Raw genomic sequence first — 16039 nt, forward strand, 5'->3', positions numbered from 1 at the left:
CGGCTAACTTAACTTAACAGCCAGTCGAAGAACAGGACTGGTTCGAGCAGGAGACCTTAAGACACGACGGTGTCCGGTCGTCCTGCGTGCCTGTTCCGGTCTTTCAACGGACAGCTAAGCGCCACCTTCGCCGGAACACTTGTCTGCCTTGTGCGGAAATTCAGAATCCGACAGACAAATTGTGACTCACGGCAGGTCGTCCAGCAGCGGACCTCAAGATTTCGACCTCATCGTGCCAGCAACTGCCCATGGTTAGCTATGTCCGCAGTGAGGCACAATTCAGGGCCGGGATAAGGACTAAGGCAATGATGAACCAGCCTTCACCCGATTCGTCATCCCAGGAAGATGCTGCAGCAATTGCCAAACCCATTGCGCCAACTCTGGGCTGGCTGGATATCGTCGCTGTCGTCGGAATAGTCTTCATTCTGATGGCTCTGCTGATGCCGGCAATTCAGAGCGCAAGAGAGGCGGCCCGAAAAACTCAGAGTCGAAATAACCTGAAACAGTGGGGGCTGGCATTCCATAACTACCACGACACTTATGGGCGGTTCCCGGTTGGCGCTGACATACAGGCCGATGGGACCGCAATGCACGGATGGTGCTCCAGACTGATTCCCTATCTTGAAGCGAGCGATTGGTACAGCCGTCTTGACCAGAATCGGTCATGGAACCACGCTGCCAATGCACCCCTGCATTACGAAGGCCCACGGAACGGTTCGATTCCCGGACAGCCCGAGCAAACTTCGTCAGGCGTCTACCTGATGCACTACATGGGCAACCCGAATGTTCTTCACCGTAACAGCAGCGTTTGTATTCAGGATTTCACGAAGGGCACAACGAACAGCTGGCTGATTGGCGAAGTCAACAATGTTTATCAACCGCTGATGTACCCCTGCAACTGGAGGAGCCTGACATGGCCAGTCAATGGTGGCGTCGGCAGCTACGGTGGTCGATCGGACGGCGGAATGTTCTGTATGTGTGACGGTTCTGTGAGAGATCTGCCGAACAGCACTGCAAGAAGCATCATCGAATCGCTCGCTGTCACACCCTCGGTCGCAGATCCGGAGCAGATCGCTGTCCCGCCGATTTGTTTTCCCGTCGCTGACGGAGTGATGACAAAGAAATCGCTTGAAGCAGCTCCTGCGACAGAATCCGACAAAAAATGGTCCAGGCCATTCTGGTCCATTTTGATTGACGAACACGGGACGCCACAGGTCGCAGACTTCCGATCCGGAGGCAAAGGGGGACGATGGAACATCACCCCCGAAGATCTGAAAATTCTGGCGGATCAATACCCAGGCCTGCAGAAGTTGATGGTTTCAGAGATCACGCTGACCTCAGAATACGTGCACCAATTCAGCCGCTTTCGGGAACTGGACACGCTGATCGTGAGATCTGTTCAGTTGTCCGATCAGGAAATCCATACTCTTCCTCAGGTGCAGCATCTTGTTTTGACCAGCGCGCAGGACACAAGCCCGGAGACCAAAGACTCCCTCCTTCGACATTCGCCCAATTGCAAAATCGAATTCTGACCCTTTGGGTCACACCCGGGCAATACATTCTGGATCACTTTGCCTGGACCACTTTGTCTGGATCACTTCACCTGAATCGAAGCGGCCATTTTCAGCAGCTGATCCAGCATCTTGTCGGAAGCATCAAATTCCAGCCGATTCGTGCCGAGCCAGGTTTCGTAGCCCCCCAGGCGATGCTGCTCCGGCGTCGGCAGATAGCCAAAGTAACCATGCCCCAGCGAAACCATGAAGGCAGGCTGTTGTGGTGACTCGCGACGGAATGCCAGTCCGATCTCGCAAAAGATCTCGCACGGCATTGTGCTGATACAGACATCGCCGATTCGCAGGACCTGCAGCGGCAGCGGAGCGCGCGCCGGTGTATCTTTCATGCTCATGACACGTTCTGCGTAGATTCGAGGCAGGTCGGCCCCTCGGCCAGCGGACTCAGGTGCTGCCAGCTTTCCCGAAGCCCAACTCAACTGTTCTTCGGATGGTACGCGCCAACCGACCTCAAATTCTGCGTATGCGGCATCCAGGGTGACCTGTGATGCGTAGTTCAGATTCTTCAATTCCGAGCTGACCCTGGCGGCTACGTCATGGGCCACGTATCGCATCTGCTCATACGCAGCCTTGCGAGGTCGAGGTTCACGAAAATTGATGTTGTTGATATTGCCACTGGTCCCATTGGCCATCATCGGGACGAATGGCGGATCCTGATCCTGCAGGCCCTGCAAACGAATGACTTCCTCACAGAACATCGCGAAATAGTCTGCCGAAACGTGGCCTGAACCGACACCACCCACGTAATGAAGTGAATAGGCGGCATAGAGCCCGACCAATGGTCCATTGACTTCGCGTACAGAGATAAAAGAAACGGTGGGGTCAGTGGGACCTGCAGGTTCTTCCAGATTCGGGCTTCCGCCGGGTGGATTCATTTTCACACGATCGGTCCCTCCAAATGGATTGGGGGGAACGGTCCCCGGCTTCATGAACCAACGGCGATTGAAAACATGCTCAGGCACATCAACACTTCCAAAAGCCAGCTCTGCTGGTCGCAGCAGATTGCCTGCTCGTTGAACTCCATCCACAATTCGTTCCACGACAAACTGCTGGTAGTCGTCCAGTTCCGATTGGAACTGGAATCGATCCCGCCCGAGTGCACTCATCGCCGAATGCGTATGCGTCGCGCTGATCAGAACGTTGGACGCTGGAATCCCCAGACGCTGTTCAATTAACTGACGGGCCGCATCACTGACACCGCGATGAAAACCAAGCAGGTCACAAACAACCAGTGCCAGTTTTTTGTTTCCATCATCCAGTACCAGACATCGCGCGTGCAGTTCATCGTGGATATGCCGGGATGGCACTGGAAGAAAACCGCCGACAATGCTTCCACCCAGCGGCGGAGTGATGTTGCTGGTTGCTGCTCCTGCCTTTAGTTCGCCACGTGCAACCGGCAGATCTACAGTTGCAAAACAAACAACAAGAAGGGCGCAAACACAAAGCACACGGGCGCAGACAGACTTCATGGATGGCTCCTGTCGGAAAGTAGCTTCTGTCGAATCGGGCTTCGCCTCTCAGGGCAACGCAGGTTCGATCTGTAGCCAAACCGCAGCAAAGCGTCCAGCGGCCCGAAGGATCTGTCTCCAAAAACGCAGGCCAGAATCAGCGCATGCAAAGAGCGGAGGCAATCTGAAAAGGTTAACTCCGCCCACGCTTAGTTCAGAAATCGGCGAATTCTCACCTGCAGAGCAGTTAGCCTGCAGCCGCTTCCAGCTCGATAAACGGGCTCATGCGGCGAGCCTTTGCCAGAATCTCTGCCTTCTCTGATTCAGAGGTAGCGGCAGCAAAGCGAGTGCGCATTTTCAGCAGTTGCACTTTACGTTTGCGGCGGCGAGCAATTTCTCGTGTTCGTTCGGTACGTCCCATAACGCCTGAAATCCCGTCACAATCAGATGTCCGCCATCACGGCGAACCGTTCAAAAACACCGGTTTCAACGAAGCCGCGTAGGATACAACCATTTCGGTCCAAGTCAATCTGAGCCTTCAGCTCGGTGGCGCAGATTCGCAAAAAGCAGCAAAAATCGGGTTCGGCAGGCCGAAATCCCGATTTCGCCACGGTTTGGTGGCTCCGTGGATCAGGAAGCGGATTGCATTTCTTTCAAAGCCTCGATGACCTTCTCATCGTGACCGTCCACAGAAACGCGTTTCCAGACTTTTGCGACGACACCTTCTGCATCGATGATGAATGTCGATCTCTGTATCCCCATCGACTTTTTGCCATACATATTTTTTTCGCGCCACGCGCCGTATTTTTCGGCCACCTCATGCTCCGTGTCAGCCAGCAGAGGAAAATTCAGATCAAACTTCTCCGTGAACTTCTTATGGCTTGCGACATCGTCCGTACTGACACCCAGAACTTTTGCCCCCAGTGCCGCTATCTCTGATGATCGGTCCCGAAACGCACAGGCTTCTCGGGTACACCCGGGCGTATTATCGCGAGGGTAGAAGTACAGAACGACAATTGAGCCTTTCAAAGCTGACAACTTCACCGTACTGCCATCAGTCGCTTTCAGCGTGAACGCCGGGGCTTTCTTGCCCTCTTCAATCCAGTCCGCCATTGCTGTCCCGTCTCCCTCACAAATTCTTATGATCAGCCATTTTTCTAAACGCCGCACAGGCGAGAAAATTACTCGTCCTCAAGACTCTGTACCGAACGCCAACCCAGCAGCTTCACATCCAGAGTTCGTCTTCTGTTCCGTAATCGGTCATCAGGTTTAACATCGTCGTCACTGTTATCGGGCTTTTCAGGCTCCAGAGGCGGCTCCTGCAGCTGACGAAATTCCGGGAACAGCGGCCCGCGTGGCGCATCGAATCGACCGGAAAGATCAGGCTCACGCAGGATCTCCATTTTGACAACAACCCCGATATCGTAGTCCTTCAGCAACTCAACCAAATGGTCGAAATCTTTGATGCGAACCTGATCAACGGCAACGATCAGGTCACCAGGCTGAATACCTCCCTGATCGGCAGACGTCCCCCGGCGCACTTCGGATACTCTGCAACCCGTTGCATCGTTCCTGCTCGGATCGTTGGTAATCCCAAGACAAACTTTGCCGCGGGAAACAACCCGAGCGTCTCCGAATGCCGCCTTCAATACAACAACATCCTCATCTTTCAACGGATGTCCATCGATCAGATACAATCCGACCCTCGGCGAACCTGCCGGAGACGAAGGATCAAACATTTCGGCAAGACGAACCAGCAGTTGTAGTCCACGTTCACTGCCCTTCCATTCGCTGTCCAGGTTTACCTGCAACATCCCTGCGGAGAAAGGCTGACGAAACACACCATTCAGTGAGGTGGAATGCAGACTGCTGAAGAACGCCCCCATTTGCTCAAGACTGGTTCTGGTCAAAGCAAAACGCCGAGATTCGTGACGATTCAGAATATCTCTGGACGACTCAGCAACCGACCATCTTGGATTTGCGGCGGCCGTTTCCAGAAGCTCGGACGCCACCTGAACTTTTTCTGCGTCATCACTCACATAGAACGCATCCAGCAATGCCATCACTCTCTGAACGACTTCAACCTGTTCTGACCGTTCTGCGGCAGCTAAAAGTAAAGGGACCTGGTCTGCCGGCAACTCCCGCAATTTCATGGCTGCCGCCTGACGTTGTTCGAACGAATCCGAAACAAGCTGCTCAATCTGGCTGTTCAGAATCGCTTCCGGAGATTCGGATGCTGTCCCCGAAGCTGATTCGGATACCTGAACGCCAGCAGCAAGCGATGGATCCTCATCTGCTGTCACGGGCCAAGCGAAGCTGATCAGCAGACAGCCAGTCGTTACCGAACAAACGACCGCTCTGAAGCAGACCTGCTTTCGTCTGTGGCAGACAGGCGGCTCGTTGAGAAATGGGTGTGCAGACATCTTTGAAATCCTGAGAATGAAGGCGGCCCGCAAAAACCGGGGGTCGCCGCAGGTCCTCTCCATTGTTCCCGCCCGCCACAGATTTCGCAATAGCCGGATCATGACTGGCGGATTTCGCCGAAGACAGGCGACATGGGCAGACTTTCTGGCAAATGGGGCAATATTCTGATGGGTCCAATCAATCCTCCGCTTGCAGCAAGACGGCATTCTGACTTAAAAATCAGCGGAAAATCGACCAGTTCGGCTCTCCTGCCGAAGTTGCGCGGTTTGCAGGGAGGCAAACATGCAGAAACAGGGTTCACCAGTCAGCGCTCGTCCATCTTTGTCTGCGAGCGAAATTGCAAACATCCTACAGGCCCGCCTGATCGGCGCGCCGGACACACAGGTCACGTCCGCAAACGTCATAGAGCGCGCGGCAGCAGGTGAGATCTGTTTTGTCGGAGACGAAAAGAACCTCAGTCGAATCAGGACTTCAAAAGCCCGAGTGGTCATCGTCCCCGAAGCATGTGCTGCCGCTCTTCCGGAATCGGATGAACATTCCTTCATTCTGGTGGACGAACCCGAACAGGCATTGCTCACAATCGCGGCGATGTTCTGCAATCTTCGATCGCGACCGCAACTGGGGATCTCCTCCCGAGCTGTCGTTGATGAATCAGCTCACATTATGGGCAATACGAATATTCATCCCATGGTGGTCGTGGGGCGCGATGTTGTTATTGGACACAACTGTGACATCCATGCTGGCGTTGTCATCGGCGACGGCTGTCAGATTGGCGATCATGTCACCATTCACGCCAACACGGTGATTTACCACGATTCTATCATCGGCAATAACGTAACGATCCACGCGACATGTGTGATTGGAGCGGATGGCTTTGGATACCGGCTCGTCGATGGCGGACACCAGCGACTGCCACATTACGGAATTGTTCGCATCTGTGATGATGTCGAAATCGGCGCGGGAACCACAATCGACCGCGCGAAGATTGGCGAAACTCTGATCAACTCCGGTACACGCATCGACAACCAGGTGATGATCGGGCACAACTGCCAGATCGGTCGTCACAACATACTGATCTCTCAGGTCGGATTCGCAGGTTCTGTTTCCACAGGTGATTATGTTGTCTGCGCTGGCCAGGCGGGAATCGCTGACCACGTCCATCTCGGGACAGGCGCGATTATTGGTGCAAAAGCAGGTGTTCATCGCGACATGCCCGGTGGACAGGCATACCTGGGAACGCCCGCTGCCCCTGCTGCGGAAACGGGACGCCAGCTGATGGCACTGCGACGCCTGCCGGAAATGAGATCGACGCTCAAGCAGCTTGAAAAAGAAATCGAGATACTTCGCAGATCCATTCGCGAACTACAGTCACAGCAAGACCCCGGCTCGAACCATGAGCAGATGCGTGCTGCGTGATCGCAGAATGTTCCAGCTTCCATCCCTGACTCTCACCAGATGCCTGAATTCTGAAATTCGAAGTGACGTTCATGTCTGTTTTCTCAGATCAATCCGATTCACCCATATTGCTGCCATTTCGCAATGCCAGGGCTGCCGGTGTGAATCCTTTTGACGCAGAGAACTTCGATATCAGTGAAGGAATCAGTTCAGAACCCATCCGAGTCGGCCTGCTTGCCGGCGCCGGCGACTTCCCCATTAAGTTCGCTCAGGCTGCTCGCAATGCAGGACATTACGTGTTCGGGCTTGGCGTCGCAGGAATGGCATCTGACGAACTGTATGAAGCCTGCGACCGATTTCGGACCGCCCCACTGGCGAGGCTTGGAAAGGCGATTCGGCTCTTTCGCCGCGCTGGGGTTGATCGAATTGTGATGGCGGGAAAGATCGAAAAAACGGTCCTGTTTCATCCGTTTCGCTGGCTTCGGTTGATGCCGGACTGGCGAACAATCCATATGTGGCTTCGCTACGCTCGCGAAAACAAAAAAGATGACACCCTTCTGCTGGCAGTCATTCGGGAATTCGAGCGCGACGGCCTGGTCTTTGATTCGGCACTCAGATTCTGCCCGGAGCTTCTCGTGAAACACGGATTCCTAACCTCCCGGAAACCCACCTCCGCTCAGTGGAAAGATATTCGATTCGGATGGGAACTTGCCCGAGAAATGGGTCGCCTGGACATCGGACAGACAGTGGTGATCAACGACACCGCCGTCATTGCTGTTGAGGCGATTGAAGGCACCGACAAGTGCATTCGCCGAGCCGGCGAACTTTGTCGTCGCGGCGGATTCACTGTGGTGAAAGTCGCCAAACCCAATCAGGACATGCGATTTGATGTTCCAACCGTTGGTGTTGAGACAATCAAGACCATGCATGAAGCCGGCGGAAGAGTTCTGGCCATTGAGGCTGGCTTGACCATCATTCTGGATCCGCAGGAAGTCGCCGAGGTTGCGGACAAACTGGGAATTGCCGTCGTTGCTGTGAACACAGAAGAACTGGCTCTGCGAGTTGCTGCGTGACCAACCTGAGCACGTCGTTGACGGAAACCGCAGACGGAATCCTGCTGCGTGTGTTTGTTCAACCCAAAGCCCGCCGCAGACACATTGTCGGCATGCACCAGGACCGACTGAAGCTGTCTGTCACTGAACCTCCCGACAAAGGCAAAGCCAACAGCGGAGTCATTGCCCTGTTGTCAGAGATACTTGAGATTCCAAAATCGTCGATCACACTGGTTCGTGGTGAAATCAGCAGGCAAAAAGACATCCTTCTGAAGGGTATCTCTCCTGAGATCGCCATAGAACGAATTCGCCTTCAGTTACCCCACAACTGAAAATTCAGCACGCGTGGAGCAGACAAGCTGTTACCACCACTGCATGCGATTCTCTCTCTGATGTAAAACCCGGCTGGCACATCGGTACCTGTTGCAGCTTTGCCTGACTCAGGACTGTATTCCGTTCCGGACGCCGATCATTGGCCTGCTTTCGGCTTCCATCCCTCACTTCAACTCCATCGAAAGCACTCACATGAATCAGCGTACGGTCACTGAAATCGAACGTTTGCTGGCGCAGGCGATAGAAGACGCTCTGGCGGAAGCGGAAATCAGCATACCCGTTTCACCAACCCCAAAGCTGCTGCATGCCATGGCAAAAGCGGCGACCGCCGTGTATGAGGCCGTCGCAGATGACCGTTAACTTCACGGTCCGTTGAGAAACCGGGGCAGGCACGCAGGACGACTGGAAACCGTCGTGTTTTCAGGTCTCCTGAGCTGAGCTAACTCGAGATGAACTCGTCGGCGTTCATGGGTACGATTGGCGTGAGCGACTGGACCTGTTCGGCGCGACGACTATAGTGAGCATTCGTTCGGCAGAATCGCTGCCGAGATTTCTGCGACCCGTCCCTGCCTGACAGAATCACCTGACGTCTTATGTATCACTGGCGTGTCTTCTGCACGTTTTTTCGCAACTCTTTGATTCGCGAAATGACGTTCCGCGGTAATTTCATCATTCAGGTGATTTCACGGATGTTCTGGTTTGGCGCGCAGATCGCATTGTTCGGGATCATTTTCAATCAGGTATCGCTGATCAAAGAATGGGACCAGGACCAGTACTTCGCGTTTATGGCAACCGGGATGCTGATCAATTCCATCGTTGAAGCGTTCTTCATGCCCAACTGTGCGGAATTCAGTGAAAAGATTCGCACCGGCAAACTGGATTTTGCACTTACGAAACCCATCGACACGCAGTTCCTGATTTCGCTTGAAAAAGTCAACCTGGCGATGATCAGCCAGTTACTGATGTCACTCGCGCTTCTGGGTCGATCACTCTATCGAATTGGCGACGTTCCCACTGTCTCACAAGTTGGACTGTACATTCTTTATGTGACCATCGGAGTGATGTTTTTCTACTCCCTGATGATCGCCACAGCATCGACCAGCGTCATGTTTGGTCGAAACCAGGGCCTATACGATTTCTGGTTCTACATCACGGTCTTCGCTCGTTACCCTCGCAGTATTTACGATGGAAAATCAGCCGACTCTGTGGAGCCTGGTGAGGCAATCCAGTTCCTCTTTTCATACATCATCCCGATTCTTCTGGTTGTCACTATCCCGGCACAAATCATCGTGGGACGGATGACTGACTGGAAATTCGCCTCCGTCTGTCTGATTGTCACATTGTTTGGGATGCTGTCGGCACGCACGATTTTCCACTGGTCACTGAACCATTACCGCAGCGCAAGTAGTTAGTCATCTCGACACCCGAATTCATCAATTCTTAAACTCCTTTGCCTACCCTTCGTCTCCATTTCCAAAGAGCCGTACAGGGGACAATCTGATTATGTATCGAAATCTAATCCTGCTTTGCATGACCCTGAATATGTCAGCATCTGTTTCCTTCGGGCAGAAGATTGTTGGACACAGAGGAGCCTCGTTTGATGCTCCGGAAAATACGCTTGCGGCATTCAGGGAAGCCTGGGCACAGGGTGCGGATGGTGTTGAGGGTGACTTTTACGTCACAAAGGACAACCAGATTGTCTGCATCCATGATTCCGATGCGAAACGTACCGGCGGCACGAAGCTTGTCGTCAAAGATTCGACTCTGGCAGAACTTCGAGAACTGGAATACGGCGGCTGGAAGTCGCCGAAGTTTCACGGGGAACCAATCCCAACATTTGCTGAAGTGATGGCACTGATTCCCAAAGGGAAGCTGTTCGTCATCGAGCTCAAGACAGGGCCGGAGATTATTCCGCTGCTGAAAACGGAACTCGACCGATTAAAGCCGGATCGATCACAGCTCTTAATCATTGCCTTCAAGGCAGAGACGGTCATGGAATCCAAACGTGTGCTGCCGGATATCCGGGTTCACTGGTTAACCGGCTACAAGCAGAACAAGATTACTGGTCAGTGGACACCTACCGTCGAAGAAGTCGCAAAGACACTGAAGGCCACCAGCGCAGACGGGTTCGGAACTCAGGGGAACCGAGCCATTGTTACCCCGAAATTCATTGAGACGTTACGTCAACGTGGTTTGAAGGAATTTCACGTCTGGACAGTCGACGATCCGGAAGACGCACGCTATTTCCAGTCGCTGGGGGCAATTGGCATTACCACCAACAAACCGGCTGTCATTCGGGAATCTCTTCTAACCACAGGCGGTCCCGTAAAGCCCGCCAGAGACTGAATCAACCTCCAAGCGTCACAATCAGATACCCTATGACTCCGACGACGCCGGCATAATAAATGAACAGTGGCAGAGTTCGTCGGATGATCGTTCCTTCCTGCCCCGACAGGCCACCGACAGCTGAGGCCGCGACGACATTGTGCACGCAGATTGTATTGCCAGCGGCTCCACCAACAGCCTGCAGGGCAACAATCCACAACGGATCAAACTGCAATCGAAGTCCCACATCAAATTGAAACAGCGACAGCATCATATTGCTGACCGTATTGCTGCCTGCGACCGCAGCCCCAAAACCGCCGATGAATGGTGAGAAGAGTGGCCAGAGGCCGCCAACCCAACTCTCAACTCCACTCGCCAGCACAAGGGGCATCTTGTCATAGCCTGCCAGACCGCCATCGCTGTTGATGAATACCTGAACCATCGGCACAGTAAAGACCAAAGCGGTTGATGCCTTCAGAATCGTCGACATGGAGACTGAAAGAGCCCGCCTGATCGCCGCACCTTTCATCCTGAAAATAAAGACGCAATAAAGTGCAGCCATCAGGAAGATGGTCCCCGGCAGAAACAGTGGCTCCGTTTTTTTGGAGATCGAGGTTCCAAAAATGTCTGCATACTCAAACGCGACAGACTTCATCCAGCTTTGCAGTGGTAAGACCTTCAGCCTGGATGCCACCAGCAACAGGGCGACAACAACGTATGGACTCCATGCTGTCACAGTGGAGCGGTATGAATTGCCGGAGGTGGCCTGAATCTGTTTGCCCGGGGAAATCTTCAGTTCCCCGGCGGTGTCCGACCTGTTCAGGATGCCTTCACCCGCAAACAACCACGGACTTCCAGCTCCTTTCAACAGCCAACCTCGACGTGCAGCAGGAACCACAATCGTCAGGCCGATCAGGCCGCCCAGCAGAGACGGGAATTCAGGACCAAGAAATCCGGCAACCATCAAATACGGCAGCTCCATCGCCAAAGCTGAAAACAGCGCAAACTTCCAGACAGCCAGTCCATCGCGAATACTTCTTCGTTCGCCAAACTGACTCGTTAACACACACACCAGAAACAGCGGGACAAGGGAACCCGCGGCAACATGCAGCAACGCCACGCGGAAGCCAACCGCTTCAAGACACTCTCGAATCCCGGCGTATCCGGAAGCCTGCATCCACGACGTGACATCCGGGTCGTTGGACAGGCCGGAGCTGACACCAACCAAAATAGGTGTGCCCACCGCGCCGAAGGAAACCGGGGTACACTGAATCATCATCCCGGCCATGACAGCCGCCAGAGGCGGGAACCCCAGGCCAATGAGTAGCGGTACAGCAATCGCGGCAGGTGTGCCGAATCCCGCAGCTCCCTCAATGAATGAGCCAAATAGCCAGGCAATGATAATGGCCTGAATGCGTCGATCCGGAGTGATGGAATGGAACGACTGGCGGATCACATCCATTGCCCCGGACTGCTCCATCACATTCAGAAGCAGGATGGCACCGAAGACGATGTAGAGTAATTCGGCCGAGATGATCAGACCGGCCGTTGAGGCAGCAGCGACCTGAAGGAACGGCACTTTCCAGATAAAGGCGGCCAACGAAGCAGCCAGCAGGAAACAAACTGGCATCGCTCGTTTCGCGGGCCACTTCAGTCCAACCAACAACACCCCGACAGCCAGAATCGGTAAAATCGCCGTCAGGGCTAGCCCCGTCTGATGCTCCACGATGAACTCTCCGTCATGAATCAAGGGTATTCAGGCGTCCAGAAAGCAACACAACCAGCATGAACGCATCCTCACCGGCTGGACCTCACAGGGCCTCGCCAATTTCTGTGGATAAAGATTCAAACATCATTCGATACTCGTTGCAGCCGTATCGCGTCGTAAAGTTTTGTTGCCTCGCTGTTTAGGGGAAGGTTATACTCGGCGACCCACGCCCTGACACGGCTTCGTACGGCATTTTGCAGAACCATTCCTCAGGAACCGCCTCGATGACTGAACGTCATTCTCTGTATAGACTTGCGACAATTTGCTTAGCCGCATTCGTCTCGCAGATTTCTTCGGTTTCCGAAGCACAGCTGATTCGAGCTCCGTTGACCGACGGATTCGCCCGAACCAGTTCGATTGACGTTTCGGTTGATGAAATGCTCGGATTCCGCAAAGTTCGCAAACCTGAAGAAGCCATTCTGGGACCTGGCTACCCGGCCCTGCAGATGCTGGAGATTCAGTACAAGCCGGTCCGAATGGTGCGAATGCCCGTCACAGACCCGAAAACCGGCAAAGTTTCGCGTGAGTTGGTCTGGTACATGGTTTACCGAACGATTCCCCGGGACTACACGGAGCTGGCTGGCGACGGTCAGGCGGAGTTACTCGTGAAGCTTTCGGATCCGGAGCACGATCCTGCCAATTCAACCGATCCGAAGCAAGTCCAACCCCTGATGCTGCCTCGATTCATTCTTCGAGTGGACGATAAGGGATCGGAAAAAGAACACCTGGATGAACTGAATCTGCAGATCCAGCAAATGGTCTTCGAACGTGAATTCGGCCGACGTGGGGCTGACCTGCGTCTGCACAACAGCGTTGATGGCATCCAGTCTTATCCCGATCCTGTCAGGACTCTCGGACCGGATGCTGACGCGAAACCACTGGATAAAGCCACCTATGGCGTCGCGATCTGGCGAAATATCGATCCCAAGACAGACTACTTCACCGTCTTCATGTCAGGACTCTCGAACGCGTATCGCATCTCAACCGATGCCGCAGGCGCCAGAGTCGTCGAAGAGAAAGTCGTGAAACAGCAATTTGCCCGCCCTGGCGACGAGTTCCTTCAGGACGAAAAAGAATTCCGGATTGAAGAAAAGCCCGAGTGGCTCTACCGGGCCAAAAACGTGCAACTAGACGTGCCACAGGTTGACACAATTCTTCGTAACGCCCAAAAATCGGCTGAAACGGCCGAACAATAACCTCTTTTGCCTCTGCAAAATGAGATTTCGCCCCTGAGAACTCAGCTCTGCGGACCAAAGTCTTGAAAATCCGGCGGAAGACGTCAGACTGCCGCGTCCGAAATAACTCCCAATAAATCAGTACCGTCAAACTCAATACGGGCAACTTGGCCCGACAAGATGATCGGAGTGTTGAATCATGGCTCATAAGAAGGGACAAGGCTCCAGCCGCAACGGTCGCGACTCAAATGCGCAGCGTCGAGGCATCAAGAAGTACGGCGGCGAAGCTGTTGTCGCAGGAAATATCCTCGCGCGTCAGTGCGGCACAAAATGGCATGCCGGAAAGAACGTTGGCATTGGCTGTGACTACACGCTGTACGCACTTTGCGACGGAACCGTGCTGTTTGACCGCAACGGTCGACGCATGAATGTTGTACCTGCCGAATCCAACTGATTCGAACACACTCAACCGAACCAACTAAAAGCGAATCCGGTCCGGAACCGGGTTCGTTTTTTGCTGCGCGTTTCGAAACGCGGGCTTCACCGGTTGGCTCCACGATGGCGGCCGAGGCCACCCAACAAAGCCTCACACCAGTCGGCCTTCATTTGACTGTGGCGGGCTGCGTCGAATAGCGAATGGCCGATCGTACGCGGTTTGCTCCACGGGATTCACGAATCGCCTTCACAGAATTCAACGATTTACCCTTGAGCCACTCAGGCGTCACAAGGCGTGGAACGTTGAAATTCTTCAGCCAGTTGTCCTGATCAGACGTCGGCACAGTCGTCGATGTTGATGGAAACCGCTGCGGCGCGACGCCAGCCGAATCTGTTCTCTGGCCGGAATTCACAGGCGCAGGTTTCTGAATTGCGGATTCAGGTGGTGACTGCCGTGTCCAGGTCGTCTGATGAATCGTCGGGACGTCCGGAACAGGCCCCGGTGAAATGGACAGGGATGCTGTGGAAAGGAGGCCAGGCGGTGCCTGGTTCATCGGATACGGGGGAGGAGCTGAAGTTGCCGAAAGACCGTCACTTCGTACGCTTGCAGACGAGACAGGTTCAGCACTGGAAGAGAACTGGTACTGATGTTCAAACCGCACCTGCGCAGCCTGGCGTTTTGCCAGGGCATCCTGCTTGATTCGAGCGTTTCTGGCTGAAGCACTGTTGGGGTCGACTTCGATTGGTGTCATGTCCACTCCCTTTGGATTCCGGGAGTGTGCATAGGACTCAGGAACTGGTGGCACTGGCGGCGGATAGGCCGACTGTTCCGGAAATGGAAACTGCTGTTCAAAACCACCACTTCCTGACGAATGCGGGACGGCAGTCGGATCAGGGATCGCCGGTTCGGGAATCGAAGGCACGGGCATATCAGGAATTGCCGGGACCTGCGTATGGCGACCCGGCGATTCTACCTGTGGATGAACAGAACGAAGAGTGTTTTCCCCGGGGGCAAGCGGCACAGCATAGTGCCTGTAGACGGTGGCCGTTTTCCCCTGTGGTTGAATCTCAAGTGTCGAGACCACCGAGGCATCTTCCGGTAATTCTTCAGCATCCAGACCAGGCAGCGCCAGCAAATCGGGCTCTTGTAATCCGTCTGTCGTGGTCGGCTCTTCGTTTGTCTCGGACAAGCGGTCACCAAGTCCAGGACTGAAATCGCTGGCAATGCCCGTTTCCGTCCGTTCGGCAACTCGGACGGGAGCTTGTTCACCTGAATTCTCAAGCCTACCGACTCGAGTCGCTTCTCCCGTCACTATATTCAGGGTGATCGCCGCAGGGGCAGCTGGCTGGTTGACAGCGGTGGCCTGAATCGGCGTCTGAGCAAACTGCTGTGCCTGAACTTTCTGCATCGTAAGCTCCGCGAGTTCGCGATGAGCACTTAACAGTTCACGCGTGAGTTCGTTTTCCTGTCGAAGTCCGTTAACCGTCTGATTCAGCCCGTCAATCCGCTCCTGAAGCTCAGCAAATCGTTGACTCTGCTGCCGACGTTCTTCTTCCAGTGCAAGCGATCCACGTCCGGAATCGGGTTGGGCTGTTGGTGTGGAATTCTGCCAGGCTTCCTGAGCAGATGAAGCGTCTGCGTCTACGATTCGCGCCGATGCAGGATGAATCACGCTTCCCGAAGCAACGTCTGGACGCACCTTCGCAGAAGGAGCCGCGTCTGCGCGGTTTTCAGCACGTGCGAGAACGTTGTCCTGCGCAGAACCAGGCAGACGTTCGGCAGATTCTGCCTGTGATTCTGCCGACAGGGTCGCTTGTGCAATCCTGGGTCGAAGGATGGGAAGAACAAAGACTGCAGCAAGTATGCAGACCAGCAAAATCGCCGTTGTCAGCAAAATGCGGCTTGTTTGAAATTGAGGCTCGCCATTCATTTGTGCGCATCCATTCAGGAGACCGATCCATCAGTCGGTATCGGCAATCCCCCAATTCAGAATGAACGGCAAAATCAAGAAAGTCGATCTGATCAGCCCAAATTAACAAACTCATCGCGCGCAAAAAAACAGCGCGGTAGGGTCCCCTCAAAGCCTCCTGGCTTTCCCTATCGCGCTGTTGT

General features: G+C 54.1%; 15 protein-coding genes. 9 read left to right on the forward strand and 6 right to left on the reverse strand.

Annotated features, from left to right (window positions below):
* Positions 1–305 precede the first annotated feature (305 nt).
* The gene (locus R3C20_24445; GenBank protein MEZ6043660.1) at positions 306–1532 is read left to right on the forward strand and encodes a DUF1559 domain-containing protein; all 1227 of its coding nucleotides are present in this window, start codon (positions 306–308) and stop codon (positions 1530–1532) included.
* A gap of 62 nt (positions 1533–1594) precedes the next feature.
* Here the strand turns inward: R3C20_24445 and R3C20_24450 are convergent, their stop codons facing one another.
* From R3C20_24450 to R3C20_24465, 4 genes are all read right to left on the reverse strand, one after another.
* Positions 1595–3040, reverse strand: a complete 1446-nt coding sequence (locus tag R3C20_24450; protein MEZ6043661.1) for a neutral/alkaline non-lysosomal ceramidase N-terminal domain-containing protein — start codon at positions 3038–3040, stop codon at positions 1595–1597.
* A 226-nt stretch (positions 3041–3266) separates the two neighbouring features.
* Positions 3267–3440 (reverse strand): DUF6800 family protein, encoded by a 174-nt coding sequence (locus tag R3C20_24455; GenBank protein MEZ6043662.1) that lies wholly within the window; start codon positions 3438–3440, stop codon positions 3267–3269.
* A gap of 209 nt (positions 3441–3649) precedes the next feature.
* Complete coding sequence (bcp, locus tag R3C20_24460) at positions 3650–4132, reverse strand: thioredoxin-dependent thiol peroxidase (GenBank protein MEZ6043663.1); 483 nt, start codon at positions 4130–4132, stop codon at positions 3650–3652.
* Between the two features lie 68 nt (positions 4133–4200).
* The gene (locus R3C20_24465) at positions 4201–5442 is read right to left on the reverse strand and encodes a PDZ domain-containing protein (GenBank protein MEZ6043664.1); all 1242 of its coding nucleotides are present in this window, start codon (positions 5440–5442) and stop codon (positions 4201–4203) included.
* A 283-nt stretch (positions 5443–5725) separates the two neighbouring features.
* On the opposite strand from R3C20_24465, the gene lpxD reads away from it, so the two are divergent.
* The 6 genes from lpxD (at position 5726) to R3C20_24495 (ending at position 10569) form a co-directional block, all read left to right on the forward strand.
* Positions 5726–6859 (forward strand): UDP-3-O-(3-hydroxymyristoyl)glucosamine N-acyltransferase, encoded by a 1134-nt coding sequence (gene lpxD, locus R3C20_24470; protein ID MEZ6043665.1) that lies wholly within the window; start codon positions 5726–5728, stop codon positions 6857–6859.
* A gap of 71 nt (positions 6860–6930) precedes the next feature.
* Positions 6931–7911 (forward strand): UDP-2,3-diacylglucosamine diphosphatase LpxI, encoded by a 981-nt coding sequence (gene lpxI / locus R3C20_24475; protein MEZ6043666.1) that lies wholly within the window; start codon positions 6931–6933, stop codon positions 7909–7911.
* On the forward strand, positions 7908–8222 hold the full coding sequence (locus tag R3C20_24480; protein ID MEZ6043667.1) for a DUF167 domain-containing protein: 315 nt from the start codon (positions 7908–7910) through the stop codon (positions 8220–8222). The genes lpxI and R3C20_24480 overlap by 4 nt, the downstream gene beginning before the upstream one ends.
* Before the next feature lie 193 nt (positions 8223–8415).
* Positions 8416–8583 carry a hypothetical protein gene (locus tag R3C20_24485; protein ID MEZ6043668.1) on the forward strand — a complete coding sequence of 56 codons (168 nt, stop codon included), beginning with the start codon at positions 8416–8418 and terminating at the stop codon, positions 8581–8583.
* Positions 8584–8816: 233 nt separating this feature from the next.
* Entirely contained in the window at positions 8817–9635 is an 819-nt protein-coding gene (locus tag R3C20_24490) for an ABC-2 family transporter protein (protein ID MEZ6043669.1), read from the forward strand.
* Between the two features lie 91 nt (positions 9636–9726).
* Positions 9727–10569: a glycerophosphodiester phosphodiesterase gene (locus tag R3C20_24495; GenBank protein ID MEZ6043670.1), complete on the forward strand. Its 843-nt coding sequence runs from the start codon at positions 9727–9729 to the stop codon at positions 10567–10569.
* A 1-nt stretch (position 10570) separates the two neighbouring features.
* Here the strand turns inward: R3C20_24495 and R3C20_24500 are convergent, their stop codons facing one another.
* Positions 10571–12274, reverse strand: coding sequence for an L-lactate permease (locus R3C20_24500; GenBank protein MEZ6043671.1), 1704 nt, complete (start codon positions 12272–12274; stop codon positions 10571–10573).
* 266 nt (positions 12275–12540) lie between these two features.
* Here R3C20_24500 and R3C20_24505 point away from each other — a divergent pair, with 266 nt between their 5' ends.
* On the forward strand, positions 12541–13512 hold the full coding sequence (locus tag R3C20_24505) for a hypothetical protein (GenBank protein MEZ6043672.1): 972 nt from the start codon (positions 12541–12543) through the stop codon (positions 13510–13512).
* 178 nt (positions 13513–13690) lie between these two features.
* On the forward strand, positions 13691–13945 hold the full coding sequence (gene rpmA / locus R3C20_24510; GenBank protein ID MEZ6043673.1) for a 50S ribosomal protein L27: 255 nt from the start codon (positions 13691–13693) through the stop codon (positions 13943–13945).
* 148 nt (positions 13946–14093) lie between these two features.
* On the opposite strand, the gene R3C20_24515 is transcribed toward rpmA, so the two are convergent.
* A complete protein-coding gene (locus tag R3C20_24515; GenBank protein MEZ6043674.1) occupies positions 14094–15857 on the reverse strand; it encodes a hypothetical protein in 1764 nt (587 codons plus the stop codon).
* Positions 15858–16039: the final 182 nt, after the last annotated feature.

Source organism: Planctomycetaceae bacterium (genome assembly GCA_041398825.1).
In the GTDB taxonomy this organism is placed as follows: Bacteria; Planctomycetota; Planctomycetia; order Planctomycetales; family Planctomycetaceae; genus F1-80-MAGs062.

What these genes read in the sequence shown, in the direction of transcription:
- R3C20_24445 (MEZ6043660.1), top strand. Translation starts at nt 306, where the DNA reads ATGATGAACCAGCCTTCACCCGATTCGTCATCCCAGGAAGATGCTGCA.
- R3C20_24450 (MEZ6043661.1), bottom strand. Translation starts at nt 3,040, where the DNA reads ATGAAGTCTGTCTGCGCCCGTGTGCTTTGTGTTTGCGCCCTTCTTGTT.
- R3C20_24455 (MEZ6043662.1), bottom strand. Translation starts at nt 3,440, where the DNA reads ATGGGACGTACCGAACGAACACGAGAAATTGCTCGCCGCCGCAAACGT.
- bcp (MEZ6043663.1), bottom strand. Translation starts at nt 4,132, where the DNA reads ATGGCGGACTGGATTGAAGAGGGCAAGAAAGCCCCGGCGTTCACGCTG.
- R3C20_24465 (MEZ6043664.1), bottom strand. Translation starts at nt 5,442, where the DNA reads ATGTCTGCACACCCATTTCTCAACGAGCCGCCTGTCTGCCACAGACGA.
- lpxD (MEZ6043665.1), top strand. Translation starts at nt 5,726, where the DNA reads ATGCAGAAACAGGGTTCACCAGTCAGCGCTCGTCCATCTTTGTCTGCG.
- lpxI (MEZ6043666.1), top strand. Translation starts at nt 6,931, where the DNA reads ATGTCTGTTTTCTCAGATCAATCCGATTCACCCATATTGCTGCCATTT.
- R3C20_24485 (MEZ6043668.1), top strand. Translation starts at nt 8,416, where the DNA reads ATGAATCAGCGTACGGTCACTGAAATCGAACGTTTGCTGGCGCAGGCG.
- R3C20_24490 (MEZ6043669.1), top strand. Translation starts at nt 8,817, where the DNA reads ATGTATCACTGGCGTGTCTTCTGCACGTTTTTTCGCAACTCTTTGATT.
- R3C20_24495 (MEZ6043670.1), top strand. Translation starts at nt 9,727, where the DNA reads ATGTATCGAAATCTAATCCTGCTTTGCATGACCCTGAATATGTCAGCA.
- R3C20_24505 (MEZ6043672.1), top strand. Translation starts at nt 12,541, where the DNA reads ATGACTGAACGTCATTCTCTGTATAGACTTGCGACAATTTGCTTAGCC.
- rpmA (MEZ6043673.1), top strand. Translation starts at nt 13,691, where the DNA reads ATGGCTCATAAGAAGGGACAAGGCTCCAGCCGCAACGGTCGCGACTCA.
- R3C20_24515 (MEZ6043674.1), bottom strand. Translation starts at nt 15,857, where the DNA reads ATGAATGGCGAGCCTCAATTTCAAACAAGCCGCATTTTGCTGACAACG.